The organism is Sedimentitalea nanhaiensis DSM 24252 (assembly GCF_000473225.1).
Lineage (GTDB): Bacteria > Pseudomonadota > Alphaproteobacteria > Rhodobacterales > Rhodobacteraceae > Sedimentitalea > Sedimentitalea nanhaiensis.
This window is the reverse complement of sequence record NZ_KI421509.1, coordinates 2,669,730-2,690,875: the sequence shown is the minus strand read 5'-3', so window position 1 is coordinate 2,690,875 and position 21,146 is coordinate 2,669,730. Positions and strand designations below refer to the sequence as shown.

Genomic DNA, 21,146 nt, shown 5'->3' with positions numbered 1-21,146 from the left:
AGGCACCAATGTCCGATACACCTCAGACACCCCTGCTTGACCAGGTGGACCGGCCCGCCGACCTCAAACGGTTCAGCGATGCGCAACTGATCCAGTTGGCGGGCGAATTGCGCGCTGAAACTGTATCGGCCGTGTCGGTGACCGGTGGTCATCTTGGTGCCGGGTTGGGCGTTGTCGAGCTGACCGTGGCCCTGCATGCCGTTTTTGACGCCCCGCGCGACAAGATCATCTGGGACGTCAGCCACCAGTGTTACCCCCACAAAATCCTGACCGGACGCCGCAACCGCATTCGCACCCTGCGGATGAAAGACGGGCTGAGCGGCTTCACAAAGCGCAGCGAATCTCCTTATGACCCCTTCGGTGCCGCCCATTCCAGCACATCGATCAGCGCCGCGCTGGGGTTTTCCGTGGCGCGCGACCTCGGCGGAATGACGCCCGAAGGGTTGGGCGACGCGATTGCCGTGATCGGCGACGGCGCCATGAGCGCGGGCATGGCGTTTGAGGCAATGAACAACGCCGGGCACCTGAACAAGCGGCTGATCGTGATCCTGAACGACAACGAGATGAGCATCGCCCCCCCGGTCGGCGCCTTGTCCTCGTATCTGTCGCGGCTCTATGCCGAGGAACCGTTTCAGGACTTCAAAGCCGCCGCCAAGGGGGCGGTATCGTTGTTGCCCGAACCCTTCCGCGAAGGCGCGAAACGCGCCAAGGACATGCTCAAAGGGCTGGCCGTAGGCGGCACCCTGTTCGAAAAACTGGGATTTTCCTATGTTGGCCCGATCGACGGGCATGACATGAACCAGCTGTTGCCGGTTTTGCGCACCGTAAAGGCCCGCGCGCAGGGGCCGATCCTGATCCATGTTCTGACAAAAAAAGGCAAGGGCTACGCGCCCGCCGAACAGGCCCGCGACAAGGGTCATGCCACAGCCAAGTTCGATGTGATCACCGGCAAACAGAAAACGACTCCCAGCAATGCGCCCAGCTATACCAGCGTATTCGGTAAAACCCTCACGCAATTGGCAGGCCAGGATGACCGGATCGTCGCCGTCACCGCTGCGATGCCCGATGGCACCGGCCTGAACCTTTTCGCCGAACGCTTTCCCAGCCGCTGTTTCGATGTCGGCATCGCCGAGCAACATGGCGTGACCTTTTCTGCCGCGCTGGCGGCTGGCGGGCTGCGGCCATTCTGCACGATGTATTCCACCTTTCTGCAGCGCGGCTATGATCAGGTCGTTCACGATGTGGCCATTCAACGTCTGCCTGTGAGATTTGCGATCGACCGGGCCGGGTTGGTCGGCGCGGATGGCGCAACCCACGCCGGCAGCTATGACATTGCCTATCTGGCGAACCTGCCGGGGTTTGTGGTGATGGCAGCGGCCGATGAAGCTGAACTGATGCACATGGTCGCCACGGCGGCGGCCCATGACGACAGCCCCATCGCATTTCGATATCCCCGCGGTGAAGGCGTTGGCGTCGAATTGCCCGAACAGGGCGAGGTCCTCGCAATCGGCAAGGGTCGGATGATTCAACAGGGCAAGCGGGTTGCACTCCTGAGCTTTGGCACCCGTTTGGCCGAGATCCAGAAAGCCGCCGAAGCGCTGGCGGCGCGGGGCATCACACCCACCATAGCCGATGCCCGATTTGCCAAGCCGCTGGATCGCGACCTTATCCTGTCGCTTGCCTCCGACCACGAGGCACTGATTACCGTTGAGGAGGGTGCCGTCGGCGGATTCGGCAGCCATGTGGCCCAGCTGCTGGCCGAGGAGGGCGTGTTCGATACCGGGTTGAAATTCCGCTCGATGGTTCTGCCTGACACGTTCATTGATCAGGCCAGCCCTGCCGATATGTACGCGGTTGCCGGTATGAATGCGGCGCAAATCGAAGCCAGGGTCCTCGCGGTGTTGGGCGTGGCCACCATCGGCGAGAAACGCGCCTAGAGCGCTTCGTGCCAGACCTCGGGCTGTTGCGCATACGCGATATAGAGGGGATGTTTCGGGTGTCCTGCCTTGCTGAGACCGAGGTGGTACAAGGATTTACCGCTGCCGCGCAGCAGGGTTTCGACCTGGGGGCCACGCGCCAGATGGGCACCGTGGGTCCCCCAGGCGGCGATCACCTGATCGGCCCAATGTGCACCGGTCAAGATTGCAGCGTCATTTTCGGGACCGACTGGATCGGCAACAGCGCGCATCTTGCGTGGATCGGTATCGCGCCAGGCAAATATATTGGTCACCTGAAATGCCCCGAACCCCAGCGCGCGCGCGCGCCGTTCGCACCGTTCGACCGTCGGATCGTTTTGCACTTCGGTCGCCGTTGACGGGTTCAACATCACAAACAGGGCACGGCGGCCATCCGCATCCCAGATCCGGGTCAGGCTGTACCGGTAGCGTTCGCAGTCGGAATAGATCGCCGTCGACGGGGCGTCACCCTTGGTATGGGTTCGGGTGATCATTTCAATGCTCTGCCTCGCTCCCGGCCCATGTTCTACATGCCATCCCCGCCCCTGGCGTTGAAAACCCGGTTGGGGTGCAATTCGCCCGCCTTGTAGACCCCCACGGCCACCGCGCGACCGTCCTGCGACGCCCAGCATTCATCGCCATAGTCCACATCGGCCGCAAAAACCATACCGGGGTTGCCGTTGCGCAAACGTGCGGCCCCTTCGGGGGTACAACGCAGCTCGGGCAGGTCTGTCAGCCCCTCTTCCAATGGGCGCAGATACTGATCCAGTTTCTCGGTTCGCGCCATGGCTTCGATCTGTTCGATGCTCAGTGCATCGGCGGCGTCAAACGGACCCGACCAGACCCGGCGCAGGGACTGGACATGCCCATAACACCCCAACGCCTGCCCCAGATCGCGTGCGATGCTGCGCACATAGCCGCCTTTGCCGCAGGTCATTTCCAACGTCACGTGATCGGCATCGGGGCGATCCACCAGGATCAGCTCCTCGACCCAAAGCGGACGCGCCGCCAGTTCCATTTCTTCACCACTGCGGGCGCGTTTATAGGCCCGTTCGCCGTCGATCTTGACGGCCGAGAATTGCGGCGGCACCTGCTGGATCTCGCCGATGAAGCGGCTCAATTCTTCTTTGATCGCGGCGTCATCCGGGCGCAGATCGCTCTGCGCGATAATCTTGCCCTCCGCATCGTCGGTGTTGGTCGCCTGCCCCAGCCGGATGGTAAAGCGATAGGCCTTGAGCGCATCGGTGATATAGGGAACCGTTTTGGTCGCCTCCCCCAAGGCGATGGCCAGAACGCCCGTGGCGTCAGGGTCCAGCGTACCCGCATGCCCGGCCTTTTGCGCGTTCATCGCCCAGCGGACCTTGTTGACCACAGCGGTCGAGGTCGGACCCGCGGGTTTGTCGATCACCAGCCAGCCGGAAATATCGCGGCCTTTGCGTTTACGTCCCATGATGCCTCGTGTCTCTTGTGAAGGCGGCGGCCTATCGCACGCCGCAGAGCCTGTCAAATGCCCTGACGCCTATTGCGCGTCCACCACCACACCGACCATCGGTCCCATGCGGAACCCGGCATCGTTTCGCCCCAACTGCGGCGCATACAAGCGCGAGATGTTGCCATCGAAATACAGCGCATTGGGAAGGCCTAGCAGGTCCCGGAAAAAGCTGCCAAATTCGTGAAACGTCACCCGGCCGCGCGACATGACGAACACCGCGCGCGATCCGTCGGCGCTGGTGCCAACGCCATTGCGCACATAGCGCGACGTGCTGTCGGCCAGAAACCGGGGATGCAATTCTCCGTCGATCACCAGCATCGGACCCGATTGGCTGGCATAAACGCAGGCGGGGGCCGCCCCTAGAAATGCGTGGGTCTCGATCACGTCGGCCCTCCCCTGACGCAGGCAGAACACACCGTTGGGCACCAGCCCAAAATTTCCGGGTCCTGGGTTGGGCACGACGTGCATGACCTCGGTCCCGTTTTCGAGGTAATATCCGACCGGAGACCGATCATCGTGATACATCCCCGCATTCATCGCGAAACTCAGCCGCTTGCCTTGCTCGGCCAGCATCGTGTCAATCGCGCCGAACTGTCCCAACAGCGCCCCGTCGGCGTCGTTCAGAAACAGCCGCAGATCTGCCGTGGTGGCGTCCACCTCGCACATGGTGAACCCGTTGCCATTGAATTCAACATCGCTGCACTCCTGCGCCATGAGTGGCGTAGCTGCAAAGGCCCACAGCAACAGGAGCGCGCGGCGGATCACTCGTCCAGATCCCGCCGCACCGCATCCTGATCCAGCATCCGGCGCGTATCGTCCATCCGATCAAAAGTTTCATCGAGCTGGAACCGCAGATCCGGTGCGAATTTAAGAGCCAGTTTCTTTGACACCATCCGGCGCAGTTCGCCCTTGTTGCGTGCAAGCAGTTTCAGCACATCCTCTTGCCCCTGCCCGCCCAGCGGCAGAACATAGGCCGTCGCGACCCGCAGGTCCGGCGAAGTGCGCACTTCACCCACGGTGATCGACAGGCGGTTCAGATCGGGGTCATGCACATCGCCGCGCATCAAAACCTCGGACAAGGACCGGCGAATCAACTCACCGACGCGAAGCTGGCGTTGCGAGGGACCGGGTCCGTCATGGAATTTGTTCTTTGCCATATCCCTGATCTAGGCTGAATGGCGGGCTTTGCCAAGCGGGTCGCGAACAGGTAACCAGCACGGGAACACAGGAGAGACTTGCCAATGACACACAAGCCGGGAATCGTGGTGACCGGGGCGTCGGGCCGGATGGGCCAGATGCTGATCCGTACCATTACCGAAAGCGACAGGGCCCATCTGGTCGGTGCGGTCGAACGCAAGGGGCATGCCTGGGTTGGCCAGGATGTCGGTAAGGCCATGGGCGGAGCCGACCTGGATGTGGTCGTGACCGATGATCCGCTCGAAGCATTTGCCCGCGCACAGGCGGTGATCGACTTTACCGCCCCTGCAGCGACGCTGGAATTTTCAACACTCGCCGCGCAAGCCCGTCTGGTCCATGTGATCGGCACCACCGGGCTCAGCGAAGAGCAGATCGAACAGTTGCAGCCCGCGGCGCGCCACGCGGTGATCGTGCGCGCCGGAAATATGAGCTTGGGCGTGAACCTGCTGACCCGGTTGACCGAAAAGGTCGCGGCGGCGCTGGACACGGATTTCGACATCGAGATCGTCGAGTCCCACCACCATCACAAGGTCGATGCCCCCTCGGGCACCGCCCTGATGCTGGGCGAAGCCGCTGCGCGGGGCCGGGGCGTATCCTTGTCCGATGTCGCGGATCGCGGCCGCGACGGAATGACCGGCGCACGCAAGAAAGGCGATATCGGGTTTGCGGCGATCCGTGGCGGCGACATTGTCGGCGAACACGACGTTCTGTTTGCGGCTCCCGGAGAACGCATCGTTCTGCGTCACATCGCGACAGATCGGGCGGTCTTTGCACGCGGTGCGCTGACAGCGGCGCTCTGGGGTCAGGGAAAGGCGCCGGGCGCCTATAATATGGTTGACGTGCTGGGTCTCTGACCTGCACGCCACCCTGCTCTGACCGAAACGGCCCGCGTGTCTGCGTTCAGGCCGAGCGCAGCAACACCTTGCTGGACCCAAGCGCATCGGCAATGCGGCTGTATTGCAACGCCTTGCTCTCCGAGCTTTCGGCACTGCGCAGCAGCAGGGTCTGGGTGTTGTCCAGAATTGCCCTGGCTTGTCTGTTGACATCGGGCAACGACGACGGCTTGACGGGATTCAGCGGTCGTGACGTGGAAACCGGAATCTCGCCCTTGCTGACCGCCCGCCCACGTACCTGATTCGGATCGCGGTTTGCCTTGGCCAGATCGGACAGCTGTTTAGACGTGTCTGCGAGAATCTGCCGAACCTCTGCATAGTCGCTGTCCTTGGGGATCTCCTTGGCAATCTCGCCCAACCGCTCGGCCAGACAATCGACCTTGTAGGAATCGTTGTCGATCTCGGCGCAGAACGCCTGAGCGGCGGCTATATTGCTCGTAACTACTTCGGTATAGTTTTTCGAGCCGAATTCGCCCGCAGGCAGAATTACCGTGTACAGCGCCTGGGCTGAAACCGCCCCCCCCGACAACGAAAGCGAACCAGCGGCGACAGCGATACACAGACCGTGCAATACGATTTTCATGAAATGGTCTCCTGTTGCAAAATACTTAGCGTCACGCGTCACGTTGCCCAAGACGACAGTTCGCGCTATTGTGCCTTGTATTGTAACAGGATTCGATTGTGGGGCCATGGGCAAAATTCTGAGATTGATCGTAGCGGGCGCAATGGTGGCAGGATCTACTGCCCAGGTAAGCGCTCAGGGCGTTGGAACGGCTGCATCCGAAGCGCGGGTCAGGCTGGCCTGCGGCACCGGACGGGTTGTCAGCGCAGAGACGCTTGCCAACGGGTCCATTAAGGTGACATGCGAACAGCAAGCCCGGCTGCCCAGCCAGTTGGGGCTGGCCGGCCTGACACCGGAAGCAACCGCCGCGATCATTGCAACCGTGGTTCTGTTGCCTCTCATTCTGAATGACGACGATGATGGCACCAACGTCACAACAACCTCGACGACGCCCGGCGAAGGTCCATAAACGCTTTCTGAAGAGTGAGTGAACGCGCCGCCCCGCCTGGGGCGGTCACCTGACTTGCAGCACCTTCCAGACCGAAACAGGCCCACGGGCTGGGCCGATCCGGTGCGCAATATGCATTAGAAGTCGATCGCCAGGCCCTTTTTTTCCCAATCGCCGTAGCGGACCGGGTCCGGACCGTCGCGCCCACCCAATTCTTTGGGCAGCGAACCGGCATTTTCGGCCGCCTTGCGCCGTTCTTCGGCCTCGGCCAATGCCCGCTGTGCTGCGGGCGGGAGATCGTGCCGGTCAATCTGGGTCATCGCGGGTTCCTTTGTGCCACAAGCGTGATATACGCCCCCCGCCACCTCATGCAAGTGATGTGGACCCCCGGAACAAGGACAATACGGATGACGGATACAGGTCTGAGCGCGCGGCGCAGTGCGGTTCACCTGCTGGATCAGGTTCTGGGCGAGAACCGCCTTATGGCCGAATGCCTGTCCGCCGGAGCTCTGGATCATCTGCCCGCCGACGACCGTGCCCGTGCGCAGCGGCTGGCACTGGAAACCCTGCGCGGACTGGAGCGGGCCGACCGTCTGCTGCAAAAACACCTGCGCAAGCCCCCGGCGCTGCATATCCGCAACGCCTTGCGGCTGGGCACCGTCGAATTGTGTCACGGTGCCGCCGCGCATGGTGTGGTCAATGCGATGGTCCAGATCGTAAGCGCGCACAAACGTCACGGTCCGCTCAAGGGGCTGGTCAATGCGGTTCTGCGCAAGATCGCGGCGGATGAACCCGAACAGGCCTGGAGCCATCTGCGTGCGCCGCGCCTGCCGAAATGGCTGCGCGCGCCGCTGGTTCAGGCCTGGGGCAGCGAAGCGGTCAGCGCAATGGAGCTTGCCCATCTCGCGGGTGCCCCGCTGGACATCACTGGCAAACCGGGTGCGGACCTGGGCACATTGGGGGGCACCAAATTGCCCACCGGTTCGGTGCGGCTGACCAATCCGGGGCAGGTGACGGCCTTGCCCGGATATGATGACGGACGCTGGTGGGTCCAGGACGCCGCCGCCGCGCTGCCGGGCCGCATCCTGAACCCCGAACCCGGAATGACCGTGCTGGACCTGTGCGCCGCCCCTGGCGGCAAAACGCTGCAACTGGCGGCGGCTGGTGCCATCGTCACCGCTGTGGACAGCTCGGAACAGCGGATGAAACGGCTGCGTGAAAACCTGGCCCGCACCGGGCTGACCGCCGACTTGCGGGTTCAGGACGCACTGCAGACCGAGGGCACGTATGATGCTATTTTGCTGGACGCCCCCTGTTCAGCCACCGGCACCATCCGCCGCCATCCCGATCTCCCTCATGCCAAGGACGGCTCGGAATTTGGCGACCTGATCGCGCTACAGGCACACATGCTGGCCCATGCCTGGACGCTGCTGCGTCCCGGCGGGCGAATGGTGTTCTGCACCTGTTCGCTGCTGCCGGACGAAGGCGAAGTGCAGATCGACGAGGCCCTTGGCGCCCATCCGGACATGACGGTGGACCGCGATGCGCTGGCACGACCCGGGGTTGACGCGGCCTGGATCACCGAAGAGGGCGGATTGCGCCTGCGTCCGGACTACTGGCCAGATCTGGGCGGTATGGATGGCTTTTATATCGCATGCCTGCGCAAAGACGCATGAGCCCATTGTTTCGACGGTGACTTGCCGGATCACGCGACTTATCATCTCTGCAAACGCCTAAAGAGCGTAGAGGCAGAGCGCATGTCGACCCCGGAAACACTCGCGAACCGACGTGACCGGTTTCTGAACCGTCTGTATGCCCGGCTGTCCACCCGGCAGTCCGCCGCGATCGGCTTTGTCTCGCAACCCGAACCCCGCACCATCGGCACTCTGGCACGAGGCCGTCAGTTGATCGCCGGCAACCTGATGTTCGCCGGCTACCTGATTCAGGCCCCGGACTCGAACCTGTGGGAAGAACCCGCGCCCGATCTGTCCTATGACGCAGAACGCCACGGCTTTGCCTGGCTGGACGATCTGGCCGCAGTTGGCGACACAAAGGCGCGCGATCTGGCGCAAACCTGGCTAAGGAGCTGGATAGACAACTTTGATCGCGGTCAGGGGCCAGGCTGGACGCCGGACCTGACGGGTCGGCGCATAATCCGGTGGATCAATCACGCAATTTTTCTGCTGCGAGGTCAGGACAAGACCACCAGCGATGCATTTTACCGGTCGTTGGCCCGGCAGAGCTGGTTCCTGTCGCGGCGCTGGCATAGCGCTGCGCCGGGTTTGCCCCGGTTCGAGGCGCTGACCGGACTGATCTATGCCGGTCTGTCGCTTGAGGGGAAAGAGGCGCTGGCAGATCCGGCCGTGCGGGCGCTGGCCCATGAATGCGAAACCCAGATCGATGCCCAAGGCGGTTTGCCCACCCGCAACCCCGAGGAATTGCTCGAGGTTTTCACCCTGCTAACCTGGGCCGCTGCCGCCCTGCACGAGGCAGGGCGCGGCGCACCCCATGCCCATTCGGCCGCGATCGAGCGCATCGCCCCCACCCTGCGCACCCTGCGCCATGCGGATGGCGGTTTGGCCCGGTTTCACGGCGGCGGGCGCGGGCTCGAGGGGCGGCTGGATCATGCGTTGGCGGCCAGCCACGTCAAACCTCAACACTCTCTCGCCCCCGCCATGGGGTACGTACGGCTGTCTGCCCGCCGTACCAGCATCATCATCGATGCCGCGGCGCCACCAATCCGCTCTGCATCATTCAACGCCCATGCCTCGACCTTGGCGTTCGAGTTGACTTCGGGCCGCCGTCCCCTGGTGGTCAACTGCGGCTCGGGCGCGTCCTTTGGCCGCGAGTGGCGCCGCGCCGGGCGTGCCACCCCGTCCCATTCCACCCTGTGCCTGAGCGGGTATTCCTGTGCACGACTGGCCGAACCGACCCGTGGAACCGGACACGAAGCATTGATAGATGGTCCGAGTTGTGTGCCCATCGAAATCTCGGAACAGGCGGATGGCATCAGCTTTCAGGGCGGGCACGACGGATATGCGCAGCATTTCGGTCTGACCCACGCACGCACACTGGATCTGACCTTTGACGGGCGCGGCCTGGCGGGCGAGGATCTGTTGCTAGCGATGGACGCCGCCGCCAAACGACAGTTTGACATGGCGATGGACCGGGCCAACCTGGCCGGAATTGCCTTTGATATCAGGCTGCATCTGCATCCCGACGTCGACGCGACGCTGGACCTGAGCGGCACGGCGGTCTCGATGTCGCTGAAAAGCGGCGAGGTCTGGGTGTTCCGCCATGACGGGCAGTCCCGGCTGGCCCTGGACGCCAGCGTCTATCTGGAAAAGGGCCGCCTGAAACCACGCGCAGCCAGGCAGATCGTGCTGTCGGGGCGGGCGGTTGATTATTCCACCCGCATACGCTGGTCCCTGTCCAAAGCACAGGAAACGGCGGTCGCGGTGCGCGATCTGGTGCGCGACGAGGTGGAATTCGAGACCTGAACCGGCCAGCGGCCACGATTTGCACCCATCGCGACAAAACGGGCGGTTCTATCCAGCTCGGAATTGGACTATGCCGCGCCCATCTGCTGTATCACCAAGGATCCATCATGACCGACTCGCGCCCCATCCGCCGCGCCCTGCTTTCTGTCTCGGACAAGACCGGGCTTGTCGAACTGGGCCAGGCCCTGTCGACGCGCGGCGTCGAATTGCTCAGCACCGGGGGCACCGCGACCGCCCTGCGCGACGCCGGGCTCGACGTGATCGATGTGGCCGAGGTCACAGGATTTCCGGAAATGATGGACGGGCGGGTCAAGACCCTGCACCCGATGGTGCATGGCGGTCTGCTGGCATTGCGCGACAACCCGGCGCACCAGGCCGCGATGGAGCAGCACCGGATCGGCGAAATCGACCTGCTTGTGGTCAACCTCTATCCGTTCGAAGCAACAGTGGCGGCCGGGGCCGACTATGATACCTGCATCGAGAATATCGACATCGGTGGCCCGGCGATGATCCGCGCCGCGGCCAAGAACCACGCCTTTGTCAGCGTTGTCGTCGATACCCAGGACTACAATGCGCTGCTTGCCGACATGGATCAGAACAACGGTGGCACCAGCGCCGAATTCCGCCGCCAGTTGGCACAGACGGCCTATGCCCGCACTGCCTCGTATGATGCTGCAGTCAGCACCTGGATGGCCGATGCCATCGGTGCCACCACACCAAGACGGCGTGCGATCAAGGGAACGCTGGCCCAGACCCTGCGCTATGGCGAAAACCCACACCAGCAAGCGGCATTCTACACCGATGGCAGCGACCGCCCCGGCGTGGCCACCGCAACCCAGCATCAGGGCAAGGATCTGAGCTATAACAATATCAACGACACTGACGCGGCATTCGAACTTGTCAGCGAGTTCGCCCCCGAAACGGGGCCGGCCTGTGCGATCATTAAGCATGCCAACCCATGTGGCGTGGCGCGCGGGACCTCGTTGAAACAGGCCTATCAACGCGCATTCGATTGCGACCGGACCAGCGCATTTGGCGGAATCATCGCCCTGAATCAGCCGCTGGACAAGGAAACCGCCGAAGAGATCACCGGTATCTTCACCGAAGTTGTCATCGCGCCCGATGCAGACGCCGACGCGCGCGCGGTGTTCGCCGCCAAAAAGAACCTGCGCCTGCTAACCACCGGCGGGCTGGCCGATCCGCGCGCCGCAGCCCTGACCGTGCGGCAGGTGTCGGGCGGGTTTCTGGTCCAGGACAAGGACACCGGTTTCGTCACGTCAGACGATCTGAAAGTTGTCACCAAGCGCGCACCAACCGAACAGGAATTGGTCGACCTGATGTTTGCCTGGACCGTCGCCAAACACGTCAAGTCCAACGCCATCATCTATGTCAAGGACGGTGCCACGGTCGGCGTCGGGGCGGGCCAGATGAGCCGGGTGGACAGCACCCGCATCGCCGCGCGCAAGGCGGTTGACATGGCGGACGCGCTGGGGCTGGCGGCACCGCTGACCCAGGGATCTGTCGTGGCATCGGATGCGTTCTTTCCCTTTGCCGATGGGCTGGTAACCGCGGCCGAGGCCGGGGCCACCGCGCTGATCCAGCCGGGTGGGTCGATGCGCGACGACGAGGTGATCGCCGCTGCGGACGAGGCCGGACTCGCAATGATCTTCACCGGCATGCGCCACTTCCGACACTAGGAGGTCCAATGACACGCACAGCTCTGGTTTGGGCGGCACTTGCGGCCTTTCTGGTAGATCAGGCCAGCAAATACGTGGTGATCCACATCATGAGCCTTTGGCGTCTGCTGTCGATCGACATTCTGCCCCCGCTGCTGAATTTTCGCTATGGCGAAAACCGGGGAATCAACTTTGGCCTTCTGGATGGCGATTCGGACCTGACGCGATGGCTGTTGATCGGCTTTTCGCTGATCGTGATTTTCGCGGTATGGATTTGGGTGCGCCGCGCACATGCGGCTTCGGTTCCCATGCAGATTTGTGCAGGTTTTCTGATCGGCGGTGCCCTTGGCAATGTGGTCGATCGGCTGCTGTATGGCTATGTTCTGGATTTCCTGAACATGTCCTGTTGCAACATCAACAACCCTTTCGTGTTCAACATGGCGGATGTGTTCGTTTTTGCCGGGGCCATTGGGCTGGTTGTCTTTGAGCCTGCCAGCCGCGCCCAGAACGCGTGATGACAGCGCCAAGACACGCAAAAAGGTGTCGTGACGCCGCCGACCGAATAGGATAGAAGCCAATCAAACAGGCAGGAGACGAACCGTGCGACTAGCGCTGGGTCTGATGATTTTGGGAATTGGCGTGGCACTTGGCGGATGCGGCAAGAAGCCATTGCACAACCTGCGCACAAATTCGCAGGGTCCGGACGAATTCATGGTTCTTCCGGTCAAACCGCTGACCGCACCGCGGGACTATGCCGTGCTGCCTGCCCCCACACCGGGTGGAACGAACCTTGTCGACCAAAACCCCAAGGCGGATGCGGTCGCGGCCTTGGGCGGGCGACCTTCTGCGCTGGATGCCAACGGGGTGCCCTCATCGGACAGTGCGCTGGTCGCCACGACCAGCCGCTATGGGGTCCCCTCGAATACACGCGCCGCACTGGCTCAGGCCGACCAAGAATTCCTCAAACGACAAGGCCGGTTGAGCGGGTTCAAACTGTTCCCGGTCGATCGCTACAGCCAGATTTACAAACGCGAGTCGCTGGAACCCTTCTATGTCAATGAACGCTTTCGGCGCTCGGGCTTTGGAACCCCCACATCTCCACCTGCCAATCAGTGAATCCGCTCACGTTTTTGCCATGCCTGCTTGAACCGCGCGAACGGGTGCGTAGGTTGTTGCCAAAATAGACGGAGGAAGCCTCATGGCTCGCGTTCATTCCCTTGTGGCGGCGGTTTGCCTGCTCGCATTGCCGCTCTCGGCTGAAAGCATCAATGACGCCGTGACCAGTTTTGAGCTGGACAATGGCATGCAGGTCGTCGTGGTGGAAGATCACCGCGCTCCGGTGGTGCAGCAGATGGTCTGGTACAAGGCCGGCTCTGCCGATGAACCGATCGGATCCTCGGGTGTGGCGCATTTCCTGGAACACTTGCTGTTCAAAGCCACCGACACGCTGGACTCCGGCGAATTTTCGGCCACTGTCGCGGCCAATGGCGGGCAGGACAACGCCTTTACCAGCTACGACTATACCGCTTATTTCCAACGGGTTGCGGCGGACCGTCTGGAACTGATGATGCAGATGGAAGCAGACCGGATGGTCAACCTCCGCCTCACCGAAGACAATATCGCAACCGAGCGGGACGTGATCCTGGAAGAACGCAATATGCGGGTCGAGAACAATCCCCGCTCGCTGTTCAACGAACAGCTCAACGCGGTGCAATATTACAACCACCGCTACGGCGTGCCCATCATCGGCTGGAAGCACGAAATGGAAACGCTCAGCCTTGAGAATGCACTGGCGTTCTATCGCACCTATTACGCACCCAACAACGCCATCCTGGTGGTATCGGGCGACGTGGATCCCAACCAGGTGCGGCGCATGGCCGAGGCGACCTATGGCCTGGTCCCGGCCAATCCGGATCTTCCGGACCGTTTACGCACGCAGGAGCCACCGCAATCTGCGGAACGCCGGTTGATTTACAAGGATCCAAGGGTCGCCCAGCCTTATATCAGCCGGTCGTACCTAGCACCGGAACGCAACAGTGGCGCACAGGAAAAAGCCGCCGCGCTGGAGCTTCTGGCCACGATTCTGGGTCATGGCACCACGTCCTTTTTGACCGAAAAACTGCAGTTCGAACAGCCTGTGGCAGTTTACACAGCGGCGTTCTACAGCGGTACGTCGCTGGATGAAACCACGTTCGATTTTCTGGTCGTCCCCAGCGAGGGCGTGTCAATGGGCGATGCCGAAGCGGCGCTTGACGTGGCCCTGAACAAATTCCTGCGCACTGGCGTGGATGCCGAGCAGTTGGAGAGGATCAAGATGCAGATGCGCGCCGCTCAGATCTATGCCCGCGACAATGTGGATGGCGTCGCCAATCGATACGGCCGGGCCCTGACCACCGGGTTGACGGTCGAGGACGTACAGGCCTGGCCCGAAATCCTGCAAGCCGTGACCGCCGAGCAGATCATGGCCGTAGCACGCGAGGTTCTGCGCCCCGAAAGCTCGGTTACCGGCTGGCTCATGAGCGACGACGAGGTAACACAATGAAACTGGTATGCGCCGCTCTGGCATGGCTGGCCCTGTCGCTTCCTGCGTTGGCCGAGGTCAAAATTCAAGACATCACCACCCCCGCGGGAATCGACGCCTGGCTGGTCGAGGAACATTCTATTCCGTTCACCGCGCTGGAGCTTCGCTTTCGAGGCGGCACCACGCTGGATGCCCCTGGAAAGCGTGGCGCGGTCTATCTGATGACCGCTCTGCTGGAGGAAGGCGCCTCGGAACTGGATTCGCGCGAATTCGCCCGCGCTCTGGAATCGCTGGCCGCCTCTTTCAGTTTTGATGCCAGCGACGATTCCGTATCGATTTCGGCCCGTTTCCTGACCGAGAACCGCGATCAGGTGTTGGCGTTGCTGCGTGATGCGATCCATTCGCCCCGGTTCGATCCGGACGCCGTCGAACGGGTCCGGGCGCAGGTGATCGCGTCGCTGCAGAACGATACCAAGAACCCTGACAGCATTGCGCGCCAGACTTTCTCCAAACGCGCCTTCGGTGACCACCCCTATGGCTCGGACGGCGAAGGTACGATCGAGTCGGTTTCGGCCCTGACGCGCGAGGATCTGCAGCAGGCGCATCGTGACGTGTTTGCCCGTGACCGTCTGTATATCGGCGCGGTGGGTGACATCACGCCCGAGGAATTGGGGGCGCTGATCGACAAACTTCTGGGCGATCTTCCGGCCACCGGCCGCGCGATCCCCGGCGCTGCCGATGTTCAGCTGACCGGCGGCGTCACCATTGTCGATTTTGACACACCGCAATCCGTCGCCATTTTTGGCCAACGCGGTATCGAGCGGAAGAACCCGGATTTTTTCGCGGCATATGTACTCAATCAGGTGCTGGGCGGCGGCTCGTTCGAAAGCCGGCTGATGAACGAGGTGCGCGAAAAGCGCGGGCTGACCTATGGCGTCTATTCCTATCTCGCCCCCAAAGATCTTGCAGCGGTCTACCTTGGCAGCGTGGCCTCGGCCAATGACCGGATCGGCGAGGCGATGAGCGTGATCCGACAAGAGTGGATCAAGGCCGCAACCCAAGGCGTGACCGAGGAAGAAGTCGAAGCCGCCAAGACCTATCTGACCGGTGCCTATCCGCTGCGTTTTGACGGCAACGGACAGATTGCCAGCATTCTGGCCGGGATGCAGATGGACGGCCTGCCCATCGACTATATCGCGACACGCAACGATCAGATTGATGCGGTGACGGTCGAAGATGTGAACCGCGTGGCTGCCGAGTTGCTCGACCCTGACGGGCTACGGTTTGTCGTGGTCGGTCAGCCTGTCGGCATCGAGGAAACCACCAACTGAGACAGGTGCCAGATCAGTCGGTGCAAGTGTCCGGCATCGCGCACGGCATGTCGCCCATATGCCTGCCCAGCCAGCCCGCGCCACGTTCGCTGAGCGCGCCATCGACCGGCAGCACTGCGCCGCAGACATAGGCCGCCATGTTCAGGCGGGAAACTTGTCCGCAGCACAGGAGAGACCAGAACATCGAAGTCGCCCGGGGCGGCGTGAAATTAGGTCAGTCCGGCGGTCAGGTGGATGCGTCGCCACATCAAAGTTCGTGCCAATGGCCTCGGGTGCGCCGGCGGTTTTCAGGACTGCAACCGTGACATTCACCTTGCCCCGACTGCGGCTGGCGGCGCTGTCTGGTCCGCAAAGTCCATTGTCAGGGTCGCCTACCCCTCACATTCATTCGCCGTAAGGCACCCAGATGGTCTTGATCTCGGTTGCCTGGGCCAGGAATTGCGCGGTTCGGGGTTTGAACCAGTCCACAGCCTGCCCGTTGTTCACCCAGGTCCGTTTCAGATTGCCCGCGCTTGCCCGTTCGATGTCCGCCGACAGGTCGGTCGAGGAAAAGCTCCAGACTGCATCCACGTTCAGGTGCGCGGCCAGCGTCGGGGCCAGATCCGCATGTGCGCCAGTCAGGATGTTGACGACGCCACCCGGTACGTCAGAAGTGTCCAGAACCTGATAGAAATCCGTCGCCGCCAATGGGTATGGCTCGCTGGCCGCCAGAACCACACGGTTACCCATGGCGATGGCCGGGGCCATCACCGAAACCAGACCCAGCAGCGGGGCCTCGTCCGCGCAAAGCGCACCGATGATACCCACCGGCTCTTTCATGGCCAGCGCGACACCGCGGATCGGCACCGAATGCACCTGACCATCGTATTTGTCGGCCCAGGCCGCAGCGGAAAACAGGCGCTGAATGCTGGCCTCAACCTCTTTTGCGCCCTGCCGTCCGCCTTTCATCGCGTCGATACGACTGGCGAATTCATCGGCCCGCGCCGCAAGGTTCTCGGCGATGTAATACAGGATCTGCGCCCGCAGGTGACCGGTGTTCCCGCCCCACCCCGCTGCGCCTTGCGCCGCTTCGACGGCATTGCGCACATCCTTGCGGCTACCTTGCCCGACATGGCCCAACAACGCGCCGGACTTGCCGAAAACCGCGCTGGAATACCCGCTGTCGGGGCGGGCCTGCTTGCCGCCAACATACATCTTGGCGGTGCGGTCAATGATATCCTGCGCGGCACCCGCACCGTTAAGGGGGGCGATCCGGGTCAGCGCCCTGGTCTTGTCCTTGGTGCGGGTATAGGCGCGCAGCCCTTCCCATCCGCCTTCTCGGCCAAAACCGCTTTCGCGCACACCCCCGAACCCGGCCGCCGCGTCGAACAGGTTCGTTGCGTTGACCCACACCACCCCGGCCACCAGTTTCGGTGCGATGTCCAGCGCCAGATTGACGTTTTCCGTCCATAGCGTCGCGGCCAGCCCATAGCGCGTGTTGTTGGCCAGCGCCACGGCTTCTTCGGGCGTGCGAAAGGTGCAACTGACCAGAACCGGGCCAAAGATCTCTTCCTGCATCAGCGGGTCGGCTGGCCCCAGCCCCGAGATCAGCGTGGGCGGATAGAAACACCCCTTTTCGGGCAACGGTACCGCCGCGACATGGCGGTGACCGGCTGTATTTTCCGCAACCATCTGCGTGATCGTGTCCAGTTGCACCGGATCAACCACCGCACCGACGTCGATACATTTGTCCAAAGGATCGCCAATGCGCAGCTTGTCCATGCGGGTGCGCAGGCGTTTGTGGAACTCTTCGGCGATGCTTTCCTGCACCAACAGGCGCGATCCGGCACAGCAGACCTGACCCTGATTGAACCAGATCGCATCGACCAACCCCTCGATGGCGCTGTCGATATCCGCGTCATCAAACACGATATACGGGCTCTTGCCACCCAGTTCGAGCGTCAGCGCCTTGCCACTGCCCGCAGTCGCCTCTCGGATCTTGCGCCCGACCGAGGTCGAGCCGGTAAAGGCGATCTTGTCCACATCGGAGGCCACGATCATTTCGCCCACCGCCCCGTCGCCGGTGACGATATTGACCACGCCCTTTGGCAGGCCCGCCTGCTGACAGATCTCGGCAAACAGCAATGCGGTCAACGAAGTGTATTCCGCCGGTTTCAACACCACCGTATTGCCCATCGCCAGCGCCGGGGTGATTTTCCAGGACAGCATCAGCAAGGGAAAGTTCCACGGGATGATCTGTCCGCAGACGCCCAGCGGTTGGGCAGCGGGCAGGGCCTCTTCCATCAACTGCGCCATGCCGGCGTGGTAATAGAAATGCCGCTGCGCCAGGGGGATGTCGATGTCGCGGCTTTCCCGGATCGGCTTGCCATTGTCCAGCGTTTCCAGAACCGCGAACAGGCGGCTGTGTTTCTGCAACAAGCGCGCGATGGCGTACAGGTACCGCGCCCGACCGTGCCCACCCAAAGCGGCCCATTTGCCTTGCGCACGCCGCGCAGCAACGACCGCCGCGTCCACATCGGCCTGTGTGGCCTGGGTCAACGTTGCCAATACCTCGCCGGTGGCCGGGTTGCGACTTTCCAAGCCGTCGCCAGGCACGGTAAAGGCACCGTCGATGAAATGCCCGAACTGGCCCTTTTTCGCCAGCCAACTCATGGCCTCGGATGCGCTTTCGGGTGCCGGGCCATAGTCCATGGTTTCAAAGATGTCTTTCACACTCATGGCGTCATCCGGGTCCTAATTTGTCAAAATCCAGCATTCCGCGCGCAAGCTAACCCATTGCATGGCGGTAACTCGCCGAATAGGTGCCGGTCACGTAATGCTCCAATTGGCGCTCGATGTCGCCCAGTAGCGACGAGGCCCCAAAACGAAACAGATCCGGTTGCAGCCAGCGATCGCCCAACTCGTCCTTGATCAGGGTCAGATAGACCAGTGCATCCTTGGATTTGGATATTCCGCCCGCAGGTTTATAGCCAATGCGAAAACCGGTGCGATCATAGTACTCGCGGATCGCCCGGATCATCACCAAGGTCACCGGCAAGGTCGCATTCTCGCTTTCCTTGCCGGTCGAGGTCTTGATGAAATCCGCCCCGGCCATCATGCAGACCAGACTGGCCCGCGCCACATTGCGCAATGTGCCCAACTCACCCGTGGCCAGGATCGCCTTGACATGCGCCTCGCCACAGGCGTGACGGAACGCACGCATTTCATCATACAGCGCCTGCCAATTGCCCGACAGCACGTGGCGGCGCGAAATCACGATGTCGATCTCATCCGCCCCCGCGGCCACGCTTTCACCGATCTCGGCCAGCCGAAGGTGAAAGGGCGACAGACCGGCGGGAAAACCGGTGCTGACCGCAGCGACCGGAATACCCGACCCCTGCAGACTGGCTACGGCGGTTTCGATCATGTCGTGATAGACACAGATTGCCCCGACCGTCAGTCCCTGCATGTCCAGAGCCGACAGGATATCGGCCCGCACCGGTTGCCGCCCCTTGGCGCACAGGCGGCGCACCCGCTCGGCCGTGTCATCCCCGGACAGGGTCGTCAGGTCGACGCAACTGATAGCACGCAATAACCACGCGGCCTGATAGTCCTTTTTGACCGACCGCCGCCCCGGCAGGGTGGCGGCACGGCGTTCGATGGCAGAGGTATTGGCCTGCACCGCCCGCACCCATTGCATGTCCAGATCGATGCCAGGATTGCGGGGTTCGATCACCTGCGGCAAATGCGTGGTCGTCTGGGTCTGCATCGCGGTTCCTCGAAAGCAATAGGCCAGCAAAATCGCACGGGCATCCGCACTTGGCAAGCACGACGGATCAGGATGGTTGGGCCGCGCCCCCCTCCAGCAGTTGAAAAACCGCATCCCGTTCCGCCAAAACCAGCAACAACGCCAAATCGCCGGGTTGCAACTGTTGCAAGATGAGTTTCACCCCCTCCAAGGGCGAGCGAGCCCGCAAAACCTGCGCGCACGTCATCCCGGCATTCAGCGCGGATGTTTCGATCAGATCGGGCACTTCGCCCAACTCGCGCCCGCGCAGATAGCCGGCCAGTTCCGCCGCCACCACGACATCGGGATGGAATTTCAAAGCGGTGGCGGTCATATCGCGGATGTCGGAATCCGAGCGATCCCCGGCATGGCTGAGCAGGATGAACCGCCGTCCCGACTCCAGCGGCGATAGCGCTTTGCAGACCGCAGCGACCGAATGAGGGTTATGCGCAAAATCCACGAACACCCGCGCGCCGCCATGGGCAAATTCGTTGCAGCGGCCCGGATTGTCGCGGGCGTCGGGCTGAAACCCGGCAAGACCCGACCGGATCGCCGCACCTTCCATCCCCAGCGCCTTGCTCGCACAGAGAGCGGCCAGCGCGTTCTGCACGTTATACTGCGCCGCACCGTTCAGGGTGATCGGCACCTGCTGCACCGACGTGATTGTTTCCGCCGCCTTACCATCAAAGAATATCAGGTCGGTGCCATCCAGATAGGCACAGGGCCGACCTGAAGCGCACGCGCCCGCGATTTGTGGATTGTCTGGCGACAAGGCGAACCAGCAGATTGTCCTGTCGACATTGGCGGCCTCGGCGACCACATGGGCGTCATCCGCATTCAGCACCAGTACGCCGTTTTCGCCCAACGTCCGATGCACCGCAAACTTGGCCTGCGCCAATTCCGGAACGGTGTTCACCCCGTATTGGCCCAGATGATCGGCGGCGACATTGGTGACCACGGCCACACGCGCCCGCCGGGTTGGCAACCCACGCCGCAGGATGCCACCGCGCGCCACTTCCAGACAGGCGATCTGAACCCGCCGGTCGCGCAACAACATGCGCGCACCACCGGGGCCGGAATAGTCACCGCGATCCAGAATGTCATCGCCGACCCGCACCATATCGGTCGAAGTCAGCCCCGCGACCTTGCCCGCCGCCGTTGCAATGGCGGTACACAGCCGCGTCGTGGTGGTCTTGCCATTGGTGCCGGTGATAAAGGCCACCGGAACGTCATGAAGGGTCGGCCAATCGACTTGATCCGGCTCGGGCAATCCATCAACAGACCAGACCCGCGACCCGGTGCCGTGACCCAACGAGATCTCGTCATCATCACACAGAATGTCGATGCCATGCTCATCCGCCGCCCCGATCAGCCGGATCAGCGCAGGATTGGCCTCTTGTGCCATCACCCTGCGGATATCGGCAATCATTGTCTCAAAAGGGTCCGGCTCGGCCCCCAGCAGCTCGGCGGCACAGAAATGCCAGGCACCCTGGACGGCAAAAATGGCCGAATAAAGCTGATCCATCGGCGCGGAAATCGCCAGGTTGCTTCCGCCCTGGAAATGGCGGTGTATGACATGCTCGCCCTGCCAGCCCAACGCATCCAGCACCCGCCGCGCGTGTCGGTGCCACAGATCCGCCACGGTTTCTGGATCGATCTCGTCAAAAAACACATCCATCACGGCGCCGGGATAATCCCACAGCAGTCCGGGACCGGTCAGGCGGCGGACATCTTCCACCCGGATTGTATCGGTCTGCGCACTTGTGATCTGCAGCGCGTTCTCAAGCTGTTCGATTCGATCCATC

20 protein-coding genes are annotated in these 21,146 nt (G+C 62.3%); 10 read left to right on the top strand and 10 right to left on the bottom strand.

Annotated elements, in window-relative coordinates; genetic code table 11:
- Positions 1–8: 8 nt before the first annotated feature.
- A complete protein-coding gene (gene dxs / locus NANH_RS0115015; protein ID WP_027262790.1) occupies positions 9–1,937 on the top strand; it encodes a 1-deoxy-D-xylulose-5-phosphate synthase in 1,929 nt (642 codons plus the stop codon).
- On the opposite strand, the gene NANH_RS0115010 is transcribed toward dxs, so the two are convergent.
- The 4 genes from NANH_RS0115010 to rbfA form a co-directional block, all read right to left on the bottom strand.
- Positions 1,934–2,449 carry a DUF1643 domain-containing protein gene (locus tag NANH_RS0115010; RefSeq protein ID WP_027262789.1) on the bottom strand — a complete coding sequence of 172 codons (516 nt, stop codon included), beginning with the start codon at positions 2,447–2,449 and terminating at the stop codon, positions 1,934–1,936. The genes dxs and NANH_RS0115010 overlap by 4 nt on opposite strands.
- Before the next feature lie 32 nt (positions 2,450–2,481).
- On the bottom strand, positions 2,482–3,405 hold the full coding sequence (gene truB / locus NANH_RS0115005) for a tRNA pseudouridine(55) synthase TruB (RefSeq protein ID WP_027262788.1): 924 nt from the start codon (positions 3,403–3,405) through the stop codon (positions 2,482–2,484).
- A 69-nt stretch (positions 3,406–3,474) separates the two neighbouring features.
- A complete protein-coding gene (locus NANH_RS0115000; protein WP_027262787.1) occupies positions 3,475–4,212 on the bottom strand; it encodes a phosphodiester glycosidase family protein in 738 nt (245 codons plus the stop codon).
- On the bottom strand, positions 4,209–4,604 hold the full coding sequence (gene rbfA / locus NANH_RS0114995; protein ID WP_027262786.1) for a 30S ribosome-binding factor RbfA: 396 nt from the start codon (positions 4,602–4,604) through the stop codon (positions 4,209–4,211). Before rbfA ends, NANH_RS0115000 begins: the two co-directional genes overlap by 4 nt.
- Before the next feature lie 84 nt (positions 4,605–4,688).
- On the opposite strand from rbfA, the gene dapB reads away from it, so the two are divergent.
- A complete protein-coding gene (dapB, locus tag NANH_RS0114990) occupies positions 4,689–5,498 on the top strand; it encodes a 4-hydroxy-tetrahydrodipicolinate reductase (protein ID WP_027262785.1) in 810 nt (269 codons plus the stop codon).
- A gap of 46 nt (positions 5,499–5,544) precedes the next feature.
- On the opposite strand, the gene NANH_RS0114985 is transcribed toward dapB, so the two are convergent.
- A complete protein-coding gene (locus NANH_RS0114985) occupies positions 5,545–6,120 on the bottom strand; it encodes a hypothetical protein (protein ID WP_027262784.1) in 576 nt (191 codons plus the stop codon).
- 106 nt (positions 6,121–6,226) lie between these two features.
- Here NANH_RS0114985 and NANH_RS26290 point away from each other — a divergent pair, with 106 nt between their 5' ends.
- Entirely contained in the window at positions 6,227–6,568 is a 342-nt protein-coding gene (locus NANH_RS26290) for a hypothetical protein (protein ID WP_051372432.1), read from the top strand.
- 116 nt (positions 6,569–6,684) lie between these two features.
- Here the strand turns inward: NANH_RS26290 and NANH_RS0114975 are convergent, their stop codons facing one another.
- On the bottom strand, positions 6,685–6,867 hold the full coding sequence (locus tag NANH_RS0114975) for a DUF1674 domain-containing protein (protein ID WP_027262783.1): 183 nt from the start codon (positions 6,865–6,867) through the stop codon (positions 6,685–6,687).
- Positions 6,868–6,954: 87 nt separating this feature from the next.
- On the opposite strand from NANH_RS0114975, the gene NANH_RS0114970 reads away from it, so the two are divergent.
- The 7 genes from NANH_RS0114970 (at position 6,955) to NANH_RS0114940 (ending at position 15,575) form a co-directional block, all read left to right on the top strand.
- A complete protein-coding gene (locus NANH_RS0114970; protein ID WP_027262782.1) occupies positions 6,955–8,223 on the top strand; it encodes an RsmB/NOP family class I SAM-dependent RNA methyltransferase in 1,269 nt (422 codons plus the stop codon).
- An 81-nt stretch (positions 8,224–8,304) separates the two neighbouring features.
- The gene (locus NANH_RS0114965) at positions 8,305–10,047 is read left to right on the top strand and encodes a heparinase II/III family protein (protein WP_027262781.1); all 1,743 of its coding nucleotides are present in this window, start codon (positions 8,305–8,307) and stop codon (positions 10,045–10,047) included.
- 107 nt (positions 10,048–10,154) lie between these two features.
- Positions 10,155–11,744 carry a bifunctional phosphoribosylaminoimidazolecarboxamide formyltransferase/IMP cyclohydrolase gene (purH, locus tag NANH_RS0114960; RefSeq protein WP_027262780.1) on the top strand — a complete coding sequence of 530 codons (1,590 nt, stop codon included), beginning with the start codon at positions 10,155–10,157 and terminating at the stop codon, positions 11,742–11,744.
- A gap of 8 nt (positions 11,745–11,752) precedes the next feature.
- Positions 11,753–12,238 (top strand): signal peptidase II, encoded by a 486-nt coding sequence (gene lspA / locus NANH_RS0114955; RefSeq protein ID WP_027262779.1) that lies wholly within the window; start codon positions 11,753–11,755, stop codon positions 12,236–12,238.
- Positions 12,239–12,323: 85 nt separating this feature from the next.
- Complete coding sequence (locus tag NANH_RS0114950; protein WP_027262778.1) at positions 12,324–12,839, top strand: DUF3035 domain-containing protein; 516 nt, start codon at positions 12,324–12,326, stop codon at positions 12,837–12,839.
- 82 nt (positions 12,840–12,921) lie between these two features.
- Positions 12,922–14,265 (top strand): M16 family metallopeptidase, encoded by a 1,344-nt coding sequence (locus NANH_RS0114945; RefSeq protein ID WP_027262777.1) that lies wholly within the window; start codon positions 12,922–12,924, stop codon positions 14,263–14,265.
- Positions 14,262–15,575, top strand: a complete 1,314-nt coding sequence (locus NANH_RS0114940) for a M16 family metallopeptidase (protein ID WP_027262776.1) — start codon at positions 14,262–14,264, stop codon at positions 15,573–15,575. The genes NANH_RS0114945 and NANH_RS0114940 overlap by 4 nt, the downstream gene beginning before the upstream one ends.
- A 13-nt stretch (positions 15,576–15,588) precedes the next feature.
- Here NANH_RS0114940 and NANH_RS28610 read toward each other — a convergent pair whose 3' ends face one another.
- From NANH_RS28610 to NANH_RS0114920, 4 genes are all read right to left on the bottom strand, one after another.
- Positions 15,589–15,759, bottom strand: a complete 171-nt coding sequence (locus tag NANH_RS28610; RefSeq protein WP_154665581.1) for a hypothetical protein — start codon at positions 15,757–15,759, stop codon at positions 15,589–15,591.
- Positions 15,760–15,959: 200 nt separating this feature from the next.
- On the bottom strand, positions 15,960–18,293 hold the full coding sequence (locus NANH_RS0114930) for an aldehyde dehydrogenase family protein (RefSeq protein ID WP_027262775.1): 2,334 nt from the start codon (positions 18,291–18,293) through the stop codon (positions 15,960–15,962).
- 49 nt (positions 18,294–18,342) lie between these two features.
- The gene (deoC, locus tag NANH_RS0114925) at positions 18,343–19,323 is read right to left on the bottom strand and encodes a deoxyribose-phosphate aldolase (protein WP_027262774.1); all 981 of its coding nucleotides are present in this window, start codon (positions 19,321–19,323) and stop codon (positions 18,343–18,345) included.
- Between the two features lie 67 nt (positions 19,324–19,390).
- Positions 19,391–21,145 (bottom strand): Mur ligase family protein, encoded by a 1,755-nt coding sequence (locus tag NANH_RS0114920; RefSeq protein ID WP_051372431.1) that lies wholly within the window; start codon positions 21,143–21,145, stop codon positions 19,391–19,393.
- Position 21,146 lies beyond the last annotated feature (1 nt).